Consider the following 16,219-nt stretch of genomic DNA (forward strand, 5'->3'; position numbering starts at 1 on the left):
AGGCGGTCATGAAAAAGTTTGCTCTTGCGTTGTTTTTGGCGCTCTGCCTGCCGGCGGCGTCTTTGGCGCTGCCCCTGACTTCGGCGGACATCGCCAAAATGGTGCAGGATTGTCCTACGCTCGAGGAGTACCGGGGCGCCGAGCCCGCGGTGATTTGGAGCCGGAAGCAGCTCTACACGCAGGATCCCCAGGGGCGTGCCGTCAAAAGCACGTCCTATGTGATCCTCTGCGGAGCGACCGCGCGCCTCGGCTGGCTTCAGGACCAGCTCGTCGCTCCCAACGGCGGACATATCGAACTCGAACAGGCGGCGATCTTCGATCCCGGCACGGCGAAGCTTCTGCACGACCTTTCTTATGACCGGGATGAACTGGCCGAGCACGGACGGCTTCTCGTCAAATTCCCGAAGATGGACGACGTTTACGTGCTCGTGCTCAGCTATCGCCAGATCTTCGCCGAGCCGAACGTGATGGAAGACATCGCCTGGCTCGGTTCCGAATATCCCACGTGGGAGGGCAGCGTGCAGATCCGCATCGCCAAGGAACAGGCGCTGGACTGGGAGTCGAGCACCAACGCGGTTCCCACGATCGACGTGGACCAGACGTTCCGCCGCTACGGCTGGTTCTACTTCAAACAGCCGGCCAACCGCGGCATGCGCGGCATGCTCGAAAGCTCCGACCCTTACGTGGTCTTCAGCCTGGCGACCGGCCCCGCTACGGCCGTGGCCATGATGCACGATCTGGAAGAGCGCCGCTGGCCCGATTTGCCCGCGAAGTATGTGGTCGGCGAAGGCAGCTCCCGCGACGACGTTCTGAAAAGCATCGAGAAGTTCTGGCGCAGCGCCGACCGGCTTCCCGGGCGCGGCACGTGGCGCAGTCCCCGGATGATCCCCGCCGGCGGTCCCTGGACCACGTGGGAGTCCATGTACCTTCTGGCGTCCTGGCTGCAGAAGCAGGGCTGGAAAGCCGAAGTCTGGTTCCAGCACGTGCTGCCGCAGGACCGCGAATCCATCTCCTGCGCGCCGGCTCTGACCCATCCGGTGTTTCTGCTCGGCGAGCCGGGCGCCAAAAAAAGCTGGTACTACGTGCCCGGACAGCCGGGGGAGCCCGGCAAGCTGCCCGTATCGCTGCGCGGCAAGACGCTGTACGCCGCCGGCGCGAAGAAACTTCGCCGCCATTCGGTCGGCGGCACCCGCCTGGAGAAAAACCGTCTTTCCATCGCCTGGAACCTTGACGTCGACGCCGACTGCATCGTCTCCGGCACGGTCGATATCCGCGTGCGCAACAATTGGGTCGAAACGTGCGAGTCGCTGGCGGACGGGCGCAAGGATCAGATCTATTCGCTGTTCCCCGGCCTCGAAGGCTGGATCGACCTCGATGGGGACCTCGACATCTCGCCGCTGGGCAGCCAGGGCTTCAAACTGGTTCTGCCCGTGAGGGCAAGGTCCGGCATCGAAGGGCAGCAGGGCCTGATGATCGGCCTGCCCTCGATCGCTCCCGGCCCGATGATGCGTCTTCTTGACGTGGGCAGCAGCGCCGTGCTGAAATATCCCTTCGTGGTGGAGCAGTCCTACCGCGTGCAGCTTCCCAAGGGCTACCGTTCCATGGGCGCGCCGCTCAAAATGGAGCAGGGGAGCATGGTCAGCAGCTATACGAGCCAGTACCGCATCAATCAGCGCAAGAATCAGCTTGAAGGCGAAGAAAAGCTGATCCAGTCCTCTATGCGGGTCGACGTGCCGTATCTGGACGGCTTCAAACGCGTGATCGAAACGTGGGGCACCTGGAAAACCACCAGCCTGGCCTTGATGCCTGCCGGCCGCTCGAAGTAAAAGTGCATAAAACGATGGGAGTATAAATTATTATGTCAGAGAACACGAGTGCGCTGAAGGCTCTTGTTTGGGGAGCCCTTGAAGCGATCGCAAAGGAAAAAGGGCAGGATCCCGCTTCGCTGGGCGAGCTCCATTTCGAGCGCCCCAAGCAGGAGAACCACGGCGACTGGGCGACGAACGCCGCCATGCAGAACTGCAAGCTGCTGGGCTGCAAACCGCGCGACCTGGCCGAGGACATCGTGCGCCGCATCGGCTCGGACAAGCACATCCGCCGCGTCGAAGTGGCCGGTCCCGGCTTCATCAATTTCTATCTGTCGAATCTGTGGATGGGTGACATCGTCCGCGACGTGCTGGCGGCCGGCGGCGATTACGGGCGCGTCGATCTCGGCAAAGGTCGGAAAGCGCAGGTCGAGTTCGTCAGCGCCAATCCCACCGGGCCGCTGCACGTCGGTCACGGCCGCGGCGCCGCGGTCGGCGACGTGACGGGCAACATCCTCGCCTTCGCGGGCTGGAGCGTGGAGAAGGAATACTACGTCAACGATGCCGGCCTGCAGATGAACATCCTCGGGCGTTCCACGCAGTCGCGCTATTTCGAACTGCTCGGCCATCCCGAGAAGTTCCCTTTCCCCGAGGAGTCCTACAAAGGGCGCTACATCTACGACATCGCTCAGGAAGTGGTCGACGCCCGCGGCGAAGAGTTCCTCGACCAGCCGCTCGAAACGTCGCTGCCGTTCTTCAAGACTTACGCGGCCGGGCGCATCCTCGAGCAGATCAAGGACGAACTGGGCGAGTTCGGCGTCACGTTCGACAACTTTTTCTCCGAGAAGTCGCTGTACGACCGCGATCTCGTGCCGGCCGCCGTGCGGACGCTGAAGGAGCGAGGCCACCTCTACGAGCAGGACGAGGCGCTCTGGTTCCGCAGCACGGAGTACGGCGACGACAAGGACCGCGTGCTGATGCGCTCCAACGGAGTGCCCACCTACTTCACGTCGGACATCGCCTATCACAAGGAGAAGTTCGACCGCGGCTTCGAGCGCGTCGTCGACGTGTGGGGGGCCGACCATCACGGTTACGTGCCGCGCATGAAGGCCGCCATCGAAGCGCTGGGCTACGATCCGAAAAAGTTCACGATCCTGCTGATCCAGTTCGTCAACCTGCTGCGCGACGGCGAGCAGGTGAAGATGTCCACGCGCAGCGGCCAGTTCGTGGAGCTGCAGGAAGTGGTGAGGGAAGTCGGCGTCGACGCCGCGCGCTATTATTTCCTGATGCGCCGCAGCGACAGCCATCTCGACTTCGATCTCGAACTGGCCAAAAGCCAGTCGGCGGACAATCCCGTCTATTACGTGCAGTACGCTCACGCCCGCCTGTGCAGCATCCTGCAGAAGGCCGCCGAGAGGGGGATCGCCGTGCCCGCCGTCTCGGCCTTCGATCCCGACGCCATCGCCACGCCCGAGGAAAAACGCCTGTTCACCAAGCTGGCCCAGTTCCCCGACGAAGTGGCTCGGGCCGCGGCCGACCTCGAACCCCACCGCATCGTCACCTACGTTCACGAGCTGGCGGGCGATTTTCATTCGTATTACAACAACGGCAGCCGCATCCTCGAGGAATCCGGCGCGCTTCGGGACAGTCATCTGCTTATGATCGCCGCCATCCGCACGGTGATCGCCAACGCCCTGCGCCTGCTCGGCATCAGCGCGCCCGAAAAGATGTAGCCATGAAACTGCGCTGGGTGGCCTTTTGGGCGATGGTCGTCATGGCGGCGGCGATGCTCGTCACGTCGGCGCTCAACGAACTTCGCCGGCAGCGGCGCATGGACGAACTGATGGAAGAAAAGGTCGAAGCGCTGCGTCAGGCGCAGGACAAGCTCAATCGCCTGCGCGACCGCGTGGAATTTTTCAAGACCGAGGAAGGCCAGGCCTGGATCGCGCGGGACAAGCTGAACATGGCCTTCGGCGGCGAAGAGATTTATAAGATCGAAGGGGAAGTCCCGGACGATAAAAAAACGGCGACGGAATCAAAATAGAATTTCCCTTTGCGATCGGACATAAGGGCCCAAAAAAATCCTGAACGTGCGAGAGACGTTCAGGATTTTTTTGGGGCTCTCATCATACGCGGTTTTCGTTAAAAGCCCTATCGCTTCGCGCCCTTTCCGCAGCGCTGGAGACGCGTAGAAAATTAGTATTATATAAAAATCGACGATCAAAAAATATTAGCTCTTTACAAAAATATTTTCGTGGATATAATATGGCCCAACGCGATTTATTTATTGCGCATGACGACGGGATCACAATGATATATGGTTCAAGAGGGGATGAAACGAAAATCGGTCCGGCTGAAGTGCGCACAGCGGAAGACCGCGTTCACTGAACTCGTGAGGAAAGGGGATTGAATTTCATGACGAAGCAGGAACTGAAAGACCTGGCATGCGGGATCATCGACGCACACCGCGAGCAAATCACGGCGCTGGGCGACAGCGTTTTCGCCGAGCCGGAGACGGGCTGGAAGGAGTTCAAGACGGCGGCGAAGATCAAAGGAGTTTTCGAATCTCTGGGGTACCCGACGGCCGACGAACAGTGCATCACGGGCGTGATCGCCCAGGTCCGCGGCAGGGAAAGGAAGCTGAAGCTTGCCGTGATGGGCGAGCTGGACGCGCTCGGCGTGCCCGACAGCCCCTTCGCCGATCCTCGCACGGGGGCCGCGCACATGTGCGGCCATCACTGCATGATCGCGGCGCTGTCCGGCGTGGCCTACGCGCTGCACGACCGCCGCGTCATGGACGAGCTGAGCGGCGACGTGGCGCTGATGGCCGTGCCCGCCGAGGAATTCATCGAGATGGGCTACCGCGGCCGGCTGCGCCGCGAAGGCAAGATCAAAATGTTCGGCGGCAAGCAGGAGTTCATTTACCGCGGCCTGATGGACGACGTCGACATGATGGTCATGCAGCACACCACGCCGACCGAGGGCGAGCAGGAGACGCCGGTCAAGGCCAACGTCGGCGGCACGTCGAACGGATTCGTCAGCAAGGAAGTCTTTTACGCCGGCAAGGCGGCCCATGCCGGCGGCTCGCCCCACAACGGCGTCAACGCGCTCAACGCGGCCAAGATCGGCCTCGTCGCCATCGACGCGCAGCGCGAGACGTTCCGCGACGAGGACCATATCCGCGTCCATCCCATCGTCACCAAGGGCGGCGACACCGTCAACGTCGTTCCGGCGGACGTGCGCATCGAAACTTACGTGCGCGGCGCCTCCGTCGAGGCGATCCTGGACGCTTCGCGAAAAGTCAACCGCGCGCTGAAAGCCGGCGGCGACGCCGTGGGGGCGGAAACGATCATCGACGAGGTGCCGGGCTACCTGCCGATGAAGCCGTGCGGCGCGCTTCAGGACGTGATGTACGCCAACCTTGTTCAGCTCTTGGGGGAAGACGCCGTCGGACGTTCCACGCCTCACAGCGGCGGCAGCACGGACGCGGCCGACGTGGCGGCGCTGATGCCCGTGGTCCACGCCTATATCGGCGGCGCGGCCGGGGTGGCGCACAGCAAGGACTACCATATCGTCGACAAGGATCTGGCGTATATCGTCGCCGCCAAGGCGCTGACGATGACGGTGATCGACCTGCTGGCCGACGGCGCCCAGATCGGCCTGAAGATCAAGGCGGATTTCAAGCCTCAAATGACCAAGCGGGAATACATCGACACGTGGGTCAACATGAAATGAGCGCGAGAGGGCGGCAAAATTTTACGTGACGGGGTGAAAAGAATGCGGGATTTTTTCAAGGATTGGAAAGTGCATGCGCTGTGCGTCGTCATTGCGCTGGCCGCCGAGGCTCTCGGCGTAAGAAAGTTCCAGATCACGCCGGCGGTTGGTTTCAGCCTGTTCCCGATGCTGTACGCCATGGCCATCGGCATCGTCATGGGAGCGTGGAAGCTCCTTTCGCTGGAAACGATGAAGCAGGCCTCGGCCTATACTACGATCTCGGTCATGTTCCTGACGGCGAAGGTCGCTTCCGGCATCGCTCCCGGGCTTTATAAAATTTATACGGAAGGCAAACTCGGCGGCACGGCGCTGGCTTTGATCCTTCAGGAGTTCGGCAACATGGGCACGGCGATTCTCGGCGTGCCAGTCGCCGTCTTTCTGTTCAAGGTGAGCCGGGCCGCCATCGGCTGCACCGTCTCCACGTCGCGCGAAGGCACCATCGCCATTATCGGCGAGCTGTACGGCCTGGACAGCGACGAGGGGATCGGCGTCATGGGCGGTTATGTGACCGGCACCGTGCTGGGCACGATTTTCTTCGGACTGATGGCTTCTCTCTGCGCCCGTTCCGGCCTGTTCCATCCGTACGCGCTGGGAGCCGCCTGCGGCGTCGGCTCCGCTTCGATGATGTCCGCCTCGCTTGGCGCCCTGCAAATCGAGTTTCCCGAGATGGCCAGGGACATCCAGACGTACGCCTACACTTCCCAGGCGCTGACGAATGCCGACGGCATGCTGATGAATCTGCTTCTGACGCTGCCCATGACGAACTGGCTGTACGAAAAGTGCGCCGGGATCCGCGGCATGGGAATCCCCGCGCAGCCTCTGCCTGACCTTGGCGAAGCGGAAGCAAAGATCGAAGCGGAAGACATCGAGGAAAGCTGAGGAGGCGATCGTCATGACCAGAATGTGGATGCTTACGAAAGGCTGGATCGTATCCGGCGTCGTGGCGGCGTTCTGCAACTATGTCTACACGCTGAGGCTGAACGATCCCGCCAGAGTGGTCAGGCCGCTCGAAGCCGCTCCCGGACTGCTGATCTTCCTGGGCATCATCGTGCTGGCGCAGCTGATCTATCAGGGCATGAAGGCCGCCGCCCCGCGCGTGAAGTTTCCCGCAGTCCTGTACATCACGTTCATCGGGATCCTGGTGACGTGGCCGGGGCTGCTCCCCTGCGCCGATTTCGTCAACAGGGCGGTCGGCAAAATCTATCTGCTGCCGCTGTGCACGCCGATCTTGGCCTATTCCGGCATCGCCGCCGGCAAGGATCTGAAGACTTTTAAGGAACAGGGCATCGCCATCGTTCTGACCACGCTCATCGCCCTGGTGGGCACGTTCGTCGGTTCCGCGGTCATCGCTCAGCTGGTCATGAAATGGACCGGCGTGTTTTAAAAATGACATTCTGAAAAAGTCCACCGTCCGAGAAAATCTCAGGCGGCGGACTTTTGCGACGGAGCGGCCGCTGCCCGCCCACCCGCGGAGACGAAAAAGATCCGCTTGCGCGGCGTGAGCAAGTAATGTATAATCGCTAGTTGTAGTTCCCTGCCCCATGAGGGGCCGACAGTCCAGAGGGAGGAGGTGTTGCGCGTGGTACGTTCATACGAAATGATGGTGATCATCGATCCCACCGTCGAGGACCACAGCGTGGAAGTCAAGGCTATCGAGGAGCTCGTCGTCAAACTCGGCGGCGAGGTCGCGAAGACCGACGTTTGGGGCAAGCGGCGTCTCGCTTACGAGATCAAGAAGCTGACCGAGGGCATTTACGTCGTCGTCGAGTTCAAGATCGACCCCGATCAGCTCAAGGAGCTTAACCGCGTTCTCAGCCTGCGTCCGCTTATCGTTCGTCATCTCAACGTCGCGGCGGACGGAAAGTAGGCAGGTGTCTTCCGATGCGAGGGTATAACAGAGCTATTATCATGGGCAACGTGGCCCGCGATCCGGAGATCCGTTACACCGCCACGCAGCGCGCCGTGGCGTCGTTTTCCGTGGCCGTCAACCGCAGCTGGAAAGACCAGAACGGCGAAATGCGCGAGGAAGTCTGCTTTATCCCCGTCGTCGTCTGGGGCAAAGGTGCCGAAGTCTGCGAACGCTACCTGAAAAAGGGCGGCGGCATCCTGGTGGAGGGACGCATCAACGTGCGTTCCTACGAGGCGAAGACCGGCGAGAAACGCTACGTCACCGAGATCGTGGCCGACAACTTCCAGTTTGTGGGCGGACGCCGCGACGACAGCGGCGGATCTGCGCCTTACGGAGGGCAGGACGGCGGCGGTTCTTTCCAGAGCCAGGGCGGCGGTTCCTATCAGTCAGCCCGCGGCAGCGCGCCGAGAAGTTACCGCGATGCCGCGCCGTCGCAAAACGACGGCGGCTTCGGCGCCAACGACAGTTTCCCCATGGATATTTCCGAGCTCGATTCGGGCGCGGCCAGCGTTGCGCCGCCCGAGGACGAAGCCGACATTCCCTTTTAAAGTCCGCGCTCCGCGCGCTGCGGGCGCTGCGGAGCATTGAACGGGGGCGCGCCCCTGGTTTGTTTTTTTGCGAAGGAGGTTTTTCCCGATGCCCTTTTCCGGTCCGATGAGAAAGAGAGGCGGCAAGCGCCGTCCGAAGGTTTGCTTTTTCTGCGTTGACAAGCTCGACGAGGTGGATTACAAGGATGTGGAGCGCCTGAAGAAGTACGTCAGCGAGCGCGGCAAGATCATTCCCCGCCGCGTCACGGGCAACTGCGCCAAGCATCAGCGTCAGCTGACGGTCGCCGTGAAGCGCGCTCGTTTCATGGCCCTTCTGCCCTATACCGCCGAGTAATCATACGCACGCACAGAGAGAGGATGCTTGTCTTCCTCTCTCTTTTTTTACACAATCCGTGAAAAACGCGGCTGCTCCGTTCAGCCTGCCATCATAGAAGGGGGAAAATGGACATGACACAGGCGCGCGGCCTGGTGGAATCGGCGCTCCTCACGGGGCTGTCGGTCATTCTGTACGTTGGGGCGGACATCCCCGTGCTGGGGCTGCTCCTGGCTTTGCTCAGCCCGGTCCCCCTGGTGATCCTGGAAATGCGCCACGACCTGCGGCTCGGTTTTGCGTCGCTGATCGTCGGCTCCGCGCTGGTGCTGCTTTGGGGCGGTCCGATCGCCGCGCTGTCCTACGCGCTCGGCTTCGCCCTGATGGGGCTGAGCATGGGGCGCATCATCGAGCTGAAGCGGTCCGCCGTCGAGATCCTGGGCTGGAGCTCGCTCGTCTCGCTGGGCTGCAAGCTGATCATGGCCGTCCTCCTCTTTTACGTCACCGGGCTCAACCCGATGAACCTCGACATGAGCGGCGCCCAGCAGATGATGGACATGATGCTGAAGCTGCCCGTCGGCGCCGAACTGTCGGCCGCCGTCAGAGCGCAACTCGAGGCGACCATGAAGATCATGCCGCTGATCGTCCCCGCCGTTCTCATCCTCGTGGCCGTGATCGACAGCGCCGCCTGCTACTGGATCACCGGGCACGTGCTCGGGCGTCTCGACCGCGTCGAACTGCCCAAGCTGCCGCCCTTCAGCCGCTGGCGTTTCCCCTCCAGCCTGATGTGGGCTTTCCTCGTCGGGCTGCTGTGCACGTGGGCCGGCGCGAGCTATCCGGCGCAGGCGGGCTTTCTCATCCGCGTCGGGCTCAATCTCGATCTGCTCGTGCGCACGCTGTTCCTGATTCAGGGCATGTCACTGGCGGCGTGGTACATGGACCGCCGCGGCCTGCCCCGCATCGTCCGCAACGTCATACTCGTGACGCTTGCGGTCGTCCCGTTCCTGTCGCAGCTCGCGACTTTCGCGGGGATTATCGACATGTGCTGGAATATAAGATATCGTTTTGGAGGCGATCGTTCATGAAAGTCATTCTCAAGGAAGATGTGCGCAAGCTCGGCAAAAAGGACGCCGTCGTCGAAGTTTCCGACGGCTACGCCCGCAATTTCCTGTTCCCGCGCGGCCTCGCCGTGGAGGGCACCGCGCAGAACGTCAACATCCTCAAGGACAAGACCGCCGCGGCCGAGCGCCGCGACTCGAGGCTCACCGCCGAAGCCGAAGCCGTGAAATCGAAGATCGCCGGCAAGGTCGTCAAAATGAGCGTCGGCGCCGGCGAGGGCGGACGCCTGTTCGGCAGCGTCACCGCCGCGCAGGTGGCCGAAGCTCTGCAAGCTCAGTACGGCGTGAAGCTCGACAAGAAAAACGTCAAGATCGACGGCGCCGTCAAGGCGCTGGGGGCTTATGCGCTGACGCTGAAGCTTTATCCGGGCGTCGAGTGCGCCATGACGCTGTCCGTGGAAGGGCAGCAGTAGCGTCGTGCCTGACGAGATCTTCGACCGCCTGCCGCCGAGCAATCTCGACGCCGAACGGGCGGTCCTCGGCGCCTGCCTGCTCGACCGCGAGGCGCTGGTCGACGTCACCGAGTTCCTGTCGCCGGAGGATTTTTACGACCTGAACTACCGCGACGTCTTCAACGTGATCGCGGACATGGTTAAGACCAGCCGCCCCGTGGACATGCTCACGCTCAGCGCCGAGCTGCAGAACCGCGGCCTGCTGGAGAAACTGGGCGGGCAGGCGTTCCTCGCCGCCGTCATCGACAGCGTGCCCACGGCGGCCAACGCCGCCTACCACGCCCGCATCGTGCGCGACAAAGCCATCCACCGCCGCCTCATCAGCGCTGGCAACGCCATCGTGCGCATGGGCTACGACGAGAGCAAAGACCTCAGCGAACTGCTCGAGGACGCCGAGCGCTTCGTCTTCGAAGTTTCGCGCCAGCGCAACGAGGCCAACTTCAAAAGCCTGCGCGACGTCATGCCTTCCACCTTCAACAAGATCGAAGAAGCCTTCAACCGCGAGGACACCGGCATCACCGGCATCACCAGCGGCTTCATCGGCATCGACCGTCTCACCAGCGGCCTGCAGCGCGGCGCGCTGAACATCATCGCCGCCCGCCCCTCGATGGGAAAGACGGCCCTGGCCATGAACATCGCGCGCAACGTCGCCGTCAAAGCCCAGCTGCCCGTGCTCGTCTTCAGCCTGGAGATGGGGGCCGAGCAGCTGGCCCTGCGTCTGCTCGGCGCCGAAGCGCGCATGAACCTGCAGGAACTGGTCAACGGCTCCTTCGCGCGCGGCGACTGGAAAGATCTTCAGGACGCCGCCTCGATCCTCATCGAAGCGCCGCTGTACATCGACGACAGCTCCATCCTCTCCACGATCGAACTGAAAGCCCGGGCCCGCCGCTTCAAGGCCAAGCACGGCGAACTGGGGCTGATCGTCGTCGATTACCTGCAGCTCATGAGCGCCAGCCGCGCCATGGACAGCAAGCAGAACGAAGTGGCCGAGATCTCCCGCGGGCTCAAAGCCATCGCCCGCGAGCTGGAAGTCCCCGTCATCGCCCTGTCGCAGCTGTCGCGCGCCGTCGAGAGCCGCAACGAAAAGACGCCGCAGCTCTCCGACCTGCGCGATTCCGGCGCCATCGAACAGGACGCCGACCTCGTCGCGCTGCTGTACCGCGAGAGCTATTACGCCAAAGACCCGGAAGGCCGCAGCGACAACTCGGCTTCGCTCGACATCGCCAAGAACCGCAACGGCCCCACCGACAAGGTGAGGCTCGTCTTCCTGCGCGAGTACACGCGCTTCGAAGACATGGCCTACGGCCGCTGAAATATTTTGCATGACGAAAAACGCCTTTTCCACCGCACGGATGTGGAAAAGGCGTTTTTCGTTGTTGTTCGTTCAGCGCGACGCTGCGGGCAGCAGCTCGCGCATCGCTCCGCCGAGGGCTTTGACGCCGGCGTCCATCTGCGCGGGCGTGGCGAAAGTGAAGCACATTCTGAAACTGTGCTCGCCGCCGCCGTTGGGGAAGAACGGCCCGCCGACGACGAAAGCCACGTTGCGCGCGATCGCCTTTTCGAACAGTTCGCTGGCGTCGATGCGCGGCGTCGTGATCCAGTAGAAGAAGCCGCCGTGCGGCGTGACCCATTCCGCTTCGCCCGGGGGCAGATGCCTGCGCAGCGCCGCTTCCATGAGGTCGCGCTTGCGGCGGTAGTGGTCGACGATCCTGGGCAGATTGGCTTCGAGCGCTCCCGAAGCGCAGTACTTGAAGACCAGCGCCTGCGCCACGACGCTGGTGCTCGTGTCCGCTCCCTGTTTGAAGACCGCCAGCGTGCGGATCAGCTCGGCCGGACCGACGCACCAGCCCACGCGCGTGCCCGGCGCGAGGATCTTGGAGAACGAGCCGGCGTACAGCACGCAGCCCTCGCCGTCGAGCGAGTAGAGCGTCGGCAGGTCTTCGCCCTCGAAGCGCACGCTGCCGTACGGGTCGTCCTCCATGATGATCAGGCCGTAGCGGCGGGCGATCTCCACGAGCCTGCGGCGGCGTGCGAGCGAGAGCGTCGCGCCCGAAGGATTGTGGAAGTTGGGGATCGTGTAAACGAAACGCACCTTGCCCCCGGCGGCGAGAACCCGGTCCAGCTTTTCCGGGAGCAGATCGACCATCATGCCGTCGCCGTCGCAGGGGACGGTGATGAACTTCGCCCCCTGATTGTACATGTTCAGCGAGTTGCCGAGGAACGTCGGCTCCTCGGTGACGACGTAATCGCCGCGGTCGACGGTGGCGCGGATCAGCAGATCGCAGACCTGCGAGCTGCCCGCAGTGACGAGGATCTCGTCGCGCGAAACGGCGCGCCCGAGGCGGGGCGCCATCCAGGCGCGGAGAAAGTCCAGCAGCGGCGGATAGCCTTCGGTGGCGCCGTACTGGAGGATGTCGCGCCCTTCGTCGCGCAGGATCGACGCGCCGGCGTAAAACTCCTCCACGGGAAAAACTTCCGGCGCGGGCATGCCGCCGGCGAAACTGATCATGCCGGGCCGGCGGATCAGCCGGAACATTTCGCGGATCGGCGAGGGACGGATGCCGAGCGCGGCGGCGCTGAACTGCTTTTTCACGTCGAACGTCACGGGAAAAACCTCCCTGGATCGCAAGAATTTTCATACTGATACCGATTATAGCGCTTTTCAGCGGAGCCGGCCATAAAGGCGCGGGAAAGAATAAATGCGAAAAATGCGATCCCCGATAAACCGGCCGCCTATCGGAGATTGACGTGCAGGACTGTCCCCACTGTCGCGCAGCTCCCTCTGTGGCTCTCCGCCGGGACACTCCCGTTGTCTGGGCTTCGATCAAGAAACAATGTCGGAGACGACTTTGAGGGTTCAAAGCTGGCAAAAGCGAAAACAGCGCTGAAAGACGAGCCTTCAGGCGCTGTTTCGCTATGTTGCGAGCCATGGGAGATCGATCACCGCGTGCTTTTCACTTTCTCTGTCACGCGTCGGGGAAGGGGTGGAACGATCGAAAGAGCTTTTATCCACCCCTCGGAATGGGATATGCGAAGAAGAGGCCGCCTCAATGAACCACTCCCAAAAGTTAGAGCAAGAATCTAATTTTAGAGACGCCTCACAATCGCGGCCTCTTTTCGTTGATTTTTTGCCCCTTTCTACCGGACGAACGCGAGGAGCACACGGCGCCTTCGGACAAACATCCCAATGCGGATCGAATGCGATGCGGCGTGATGCAAACATTTGGTTATCTTTACACGGGGGGGGGAAATGATATGGTATCAAGAGTTGTTTGATCACAATTTGAATATATGATATTTATTAAATTCCTTTCTTTAAGGAGAATGTAATATATTTTATTTAGCGGTGCGCCCCTGCGAATCCTTCTTGCACCATGCTGCACGGCTCGGCGGTATGTGCGGTATTTTCAGTGAAAACGCTTGATTGGAAATCAGTATCAGCCGGATCTTTTCAAATGAAGAAAATAGAGTAACAAGTGCATTGCGTATAATTGCGCGTTTTACCGCTGCGCGGCGCGAACCGGGGGTATTGACGTTGCCTGCTGCGCAGGGGACAGACGCGTCCATTTCAATGGGAGGTCGGAGAGATGAATCGTATTTTCCGCGTAATCTGGAACAAAGTGAGAGGTTGTTATGTTGTCGCGTCCGAAATAGCGCGCATCCACGGCAAAAGCCCTTCGCGCGCGTCGCTGCGCGGCGTTGCAGCGGCCGCAGGCGTTGTCGCCGCCATGCTGGCGTCGTTGCCGGCCGTTACGCAGGCGTCGACAATCTGGGTGCCGACCAGCGATGATACGATGGTTGAACCTTCAGGAACGAATAACAAATTTCCAAATCCCGTAACACAATGGACAAATACCTGGGATACCGGCAACGGAAACCATTATATCCTCAAAATCGTAGGCGCCAATGGGATAAACGTCGGATTAACCAACACTTTTGACATAAATTATACCAACGGAAATAACGGCGAAAAAGGTTACACCGTTCAAAAAAAGACCCTCACCATCTCCGTCGACCCGAAACACCTTGTGCATTACTATAGCGTCAACACGGTCAACGCCGGCAATCTCGCTACCGGCGCGGGAAGCAATTATGCCAACGACGGCGCCAAAGGCCAGTATTCTTTGGCTGTGGGGCTGGGCGCTCGATCGGACGGCAGATATTCCATTGCCTTCGGTAAGAGCGCGGCTACGGACAAGACAGGCGCCTATGGCGTCGCTATCGGCCGCTATGCCAAAGTAACTGGCGGAACCGTCGTTGATCCGGACAGCAACGATCCTCAACAGAGGAAATCATACGGCATTGCCATCGGCGACGCCGCTTTATCCAGTAACAACAGCACCGTAGCATTGGGCGACAGCGCTACCGCGCTGGGCGACAAATCAGTCAGCATGGGACGCAGAGCTACTGTCGTCACGGGTAATTCCATCGCCCTTGGCAACGAATCCATGGTTACCGTCGAAGCCGGGAACAACGAATTTGCAACTTATAAAACCGTAACGGTTCCGGGCAATTTTGTCCCACAGCCTGAATACTCCGAAGTATACGATAAGGCAGTCAAGGGCACGTCCACGACGACCGCCGGCGCTACGGCTACAGCCGGTACGACCGCCCTTGCCCCCGGAGACGCAACGTCGTTCAAGGGCGCGCAGAATAATGTGACCTACCAGCTCAACGAGGCGGTTGCCAGTTCCGGCGGCGCCCTTTCCATCGGTAACGGCGGTGAAAACGGCAACCGTCGCATTCAGAACGTCGCCGCCGGACAGCTGTCCGACACTTCCACCGACGCTGTTAACGGCGCGCAGCTCTATGCCGTGATGACCAAACCCATTACCGTGAAAGGCAACGAAAATAACGCTTCCGGCACAGAAGGCGGATCCGATCAGATCCTCGGTTCCATCCTCACCGTCAGAGCCGCCGGCGACGTCCGTACGGAAGGGGCGTTCACCGGCAAAAACCTCAAGACTTGCGTCGTTGACGGAACGGTCGCCTTGGGCATGGCCGATTCTCCCGAGTTTACAAAAGTCATTCTCGGCGACGACAAAACCACGCACGTTGACAGCTCCGGCCTTACCATTGGCGACGGCGCTAAATTCACGAACGAGGGCGTCGACGCCGGCAACCAGCAGATCGCCGGCGTCGCCAGCGGCGGCGCGGTAGATACCAACGCCGCCAACATCGGCGACGTAAACTCCCGCAGAACCGTCGTGTCGGCCGGCAGCAACGTTTATGTAGAAGACGCCAGCCAGCCCGGCGACAAAAACAAAACTTGGAAAGTCAGCGCCGACAAGGCTACGGTGAAAACGGCCGCAGGCGAACAATACCTTAACGTCGCCGCCGGCGAAGCCGACGAAAATCACGTGACCGATTATACCGTCAGCCTCGACGCCGTGAAACTCGGCAAAAACATCGACATCAGCAATAACACCACGATCACCAACCTGGATAACCGCGTTACGACGAACACCAGCAACATCACCAACAATACCAGCAACATCACCAAGCTGCAGGGCGGTTTCGACCTGAAAGCCGGAAGCACGACGTCGAACGTCGCTTTGGGCGGCGTAAAACCGACCGTCGAATTCTTGACGGCCGACGATACGATGACCGTCGGTCTCTCCGGGACGAAAGTCACCTACGGCATCGACAAGACCAAGCTCGTGCAGAACATCACCGGCGACGTCATCAACCAGATCAACAACACCACCAGCAACCCGGTGACCAACATCGAAGGCAAGTTCAAGGTGAGCGACGGCACGTCCGCCAATACCAAGACCCTCACCATCAGCAAGAGCGGCGTGCCCGAGATCCAGTTCAAAGGCGAGACGAACAAGATCGCCGTTGAAGTGGCCGGAACCGATTCCGTTCCCGTCGTCACCGTCAAGGCCGATCCGAACCTCGGCCAGCATATCGACATCAGCAACAACAGCACGATCACCAACCTGGATAACCGCGTGACCACAAACGCCGGCAACATCACCAACAATGCCACGAACATCACGAAGCTTCAGGGCGGCTTTGACCTGAAAGCGGGTACGGCTACGTCCAACGTGGCTCTGGGCGGCGCGACGGCCCCGACGGTAGAATTTGCGACGGCCGACGACACGATGACAGTAGGCCTGACGGGGACGAAAGTCACTTACGGCATTGACAAGACGAAACTGGTGCAGAACATCACCGGCGACGTCATCAACCAGATCAACAACACCACCAGCAACCCGGTGATCAACATCGAAGGCAAGTTCAAGGTGAGCGACGGCACGTCCGCCAATACCAAGACCCTCACCATCAGCAAGAGCGGCG

15 protein-coding genes and 1 pseudogene are annotated in these 16,219 nt (G+C 61.0%); 14 read left to right on the forward strand and 2 right to left on the reverse strand.

All coding sequences use genetic code 11. The features are described 5' to 3' along the window. Window positions 1–8 precede the first annotated feature (8 nt). The 12 genes from D7D26_RS05135 (at window position 9) to dnaB (ending at window position 11,228) form a co-directional block, all read left to right on the forward strand. The gene (locus tag D7D26_RS05135) at window positions 9–1,826 is read left to right on the forward strand and encodes a hypothetical protein (protein ID WP_120372304.1); all 1,818 of its coding nucleotides are present in this window, start codon (window positions 9–11) and stop codon (window positions 1,824–1,826) included. A gap of 32 nt (window positions 1,827–1,858) precedes the next feature. After that, a complete protein-coding gene (argS, locus tag D7D26_RS05140; RefSeq protein ID WP_120372305.1) occupies window positions 1,859–3,538 on the forward strand; it encodes an arginine--tRNA ligase in 1,680 nt (559 codons plus the stop codon). Window positions 3,539–3,540: 2 nt separating this feature from the next. Beyond that, the gene (locus tag D7D26_RS05145) at window positions 3,541–3,849 is read left to right on the forward strand and encodes a hypothetical protein (RefSeq protein WP_078017030.1); all 309 of its coding nucleotides are present in this window, start codon (window positions 3,541–3,543) and stop codon (window positions 3,847–3,849) included. Between the two features lie 371 nt (window positions 3,850–4,220). Beyond that, window positions 4,221–5,540, forward strand: coding sequence for an amidohydrolase (locus D7D26_RS05155; protein ID WP_120372307.1), 1,320 nt, complete (start codon window positions 4,221–4,223; stop codon window positions 5,538–5,540). 42 nt (window positions 5,541–5,582) lie between these two features. After that, the gene (locus D7D26_RS05160; RefSeq protein WP_233543470.1) at window positions 5,583–6,458 is read left to right on the forward strand and encodes a DUF3100 domain-containing protein; all 876 of its coding nucleotides are present in this window, start codon (window positions 5,583–5,585) and stop codon (window positions 6,456–6,458) included. Window positions 6,459–6,471: 13 nt separating this feature from the next. Beyond that, complete coding sequence (locus D7D26_RS05165) at window positions 6,472–6,963, forward strand: hypothetical protein (protein ID WP_078017026.1); 492 nt, start codon at window positions 6,472–6,474, stop codon at window positions 6,961–6,963. A 195-nt stretch (window positions 6,964–7,158) separates the two neighbouring features. Beyond that, entirely contained in the window at window positions 7,159–7,446 is a 288-nt protein-coding gene (gene rpsF / locus D7D26_RS05170; RefSeq protein ID WP_078017025.1) for a 30S ribosomal protein S6, read from the forward strand. Between the two features lie 14 nt (window positions 7,447–7,460). Then, the gene (locus D7D26_RS05175; protein WP_078017024.1) at window positions 7,461–8,036 is read left to right on the forward strand and encodes a single-stranded DNA-binding protein; all 576 of its coding nucleotides are present in this window, start codon (window positions 7,461–7,463) and stop codon (window positions 8,034–8,036) included. Between the two features lie 88 nt (window positions 8,037–8,124). Beyond that, entirely contained in the window at window positions 8,125–8,370 is a 246-nt protein-coding gene (gene rpsR, locus D7D26_RS05180; RefSeq protein ID WP_078017023.1) for a 30S ribosomal protein S18, read from the forward strand. Between the two features lie 107 nt (window positions 8,371–8,477). Beyond that, complete coding sequence (locus D7D26_RS05185; protein ID WP_120372309.1) at window positions 8,478–9,431, forward strand: YybS family protein; 954 nt, start codon at window positions 8,478–8,480, stop codon at window positions 9,429–9,431. Then, window positions 9,428–9,877, forward strand: coding sequence for a 50S ribosomal protein L9 (gene rplI, locus D7D26_RS05190; RefSeq protein WP_120372310.1), 450 nt, complete (start codon window positions 9,428–9,430; stop codon window positions 9,875–9,877). Before D7D26_RS05185 ends, rplI begins: the two co-directional genes overlap by 4 nt. Window positions 9,878–9,881: 4 nt before the next feature. Beyond that, window positions 9,882–11,228, forward strand: a complete 1,347-nt coding sequence (gene dnaB / locus D7D26_RS05195) for a replicative DNA helicase (RefSeq protein ID WP_078017020.1) — start codon at window positions 9,882–9,884, stop codon at window positions 11,226–11,228. Between the two features lie 72 nt (window positions 11,229–11,300). Here the strand turns inward: dnaB and D7D26_RS05200 are convergent, their stop codons facing one another. Then, a complete protein-coding gene (locus D7D26_RS05200) occupies window positions 11,301–12,521 on the reverse strand; it encodes an aminotransferase-like domain-containing protein (RefSeq protein ID WP_120372311.1) in 1,221 nt (406 codons plus the stop codon). A gap of 982 nt (window positions 12,522–13,503) precedes the next feature. On the opposite strand from D7D26_RS05200, the pseudogene D7D26_RS12890 reads away from it, so the two are divergent. Beyond that, window positions 13,504–13,587: pseudogene (locus tag D7D26_RS12890) on the forward strand (ESPR domain-containing protein); the annotation flags it as partial. Here the strand turns inward: D7D26_RS12890 and D7D26_RS12595 are convergent. Next, entirely contained in the window at window positions 13,548–13,739 is a 192-nt protein-coding gene (locus D7D26_RS12595; RefSeq protein WP_233543472.1) for a hypothetical protein, read from the reverse strand. The pseudogene D7D26_RS12890 and the gene D7D26_RS12595 sit on opposite strands and share 40 nt — an antisense overlap. Before the next feature lie 205 nt (window positions 13,740–13,944). Between D7D26_RS12595 and D7D26_RS05205 the strand changes: the two genes are divergently transcribed. Further along, the coding region (locus D7D26_RS05205; RefSeq protein ID WP_233543473.1) for a hypothetical protein at window positions 13,945–16,219 on the forward strand (2,275 nt) is incomplete at its 3' end.

It is taken from the genome of Pyramidobacter sp. CG50-2 (assembly GCF_003612005.1).
Taxonomy (GTDB): domain Bacteria; phylum Synergistota; class Synergistia; order Synergistales; family Dethiosulfovibrionaceae; genus Pyramidobacter.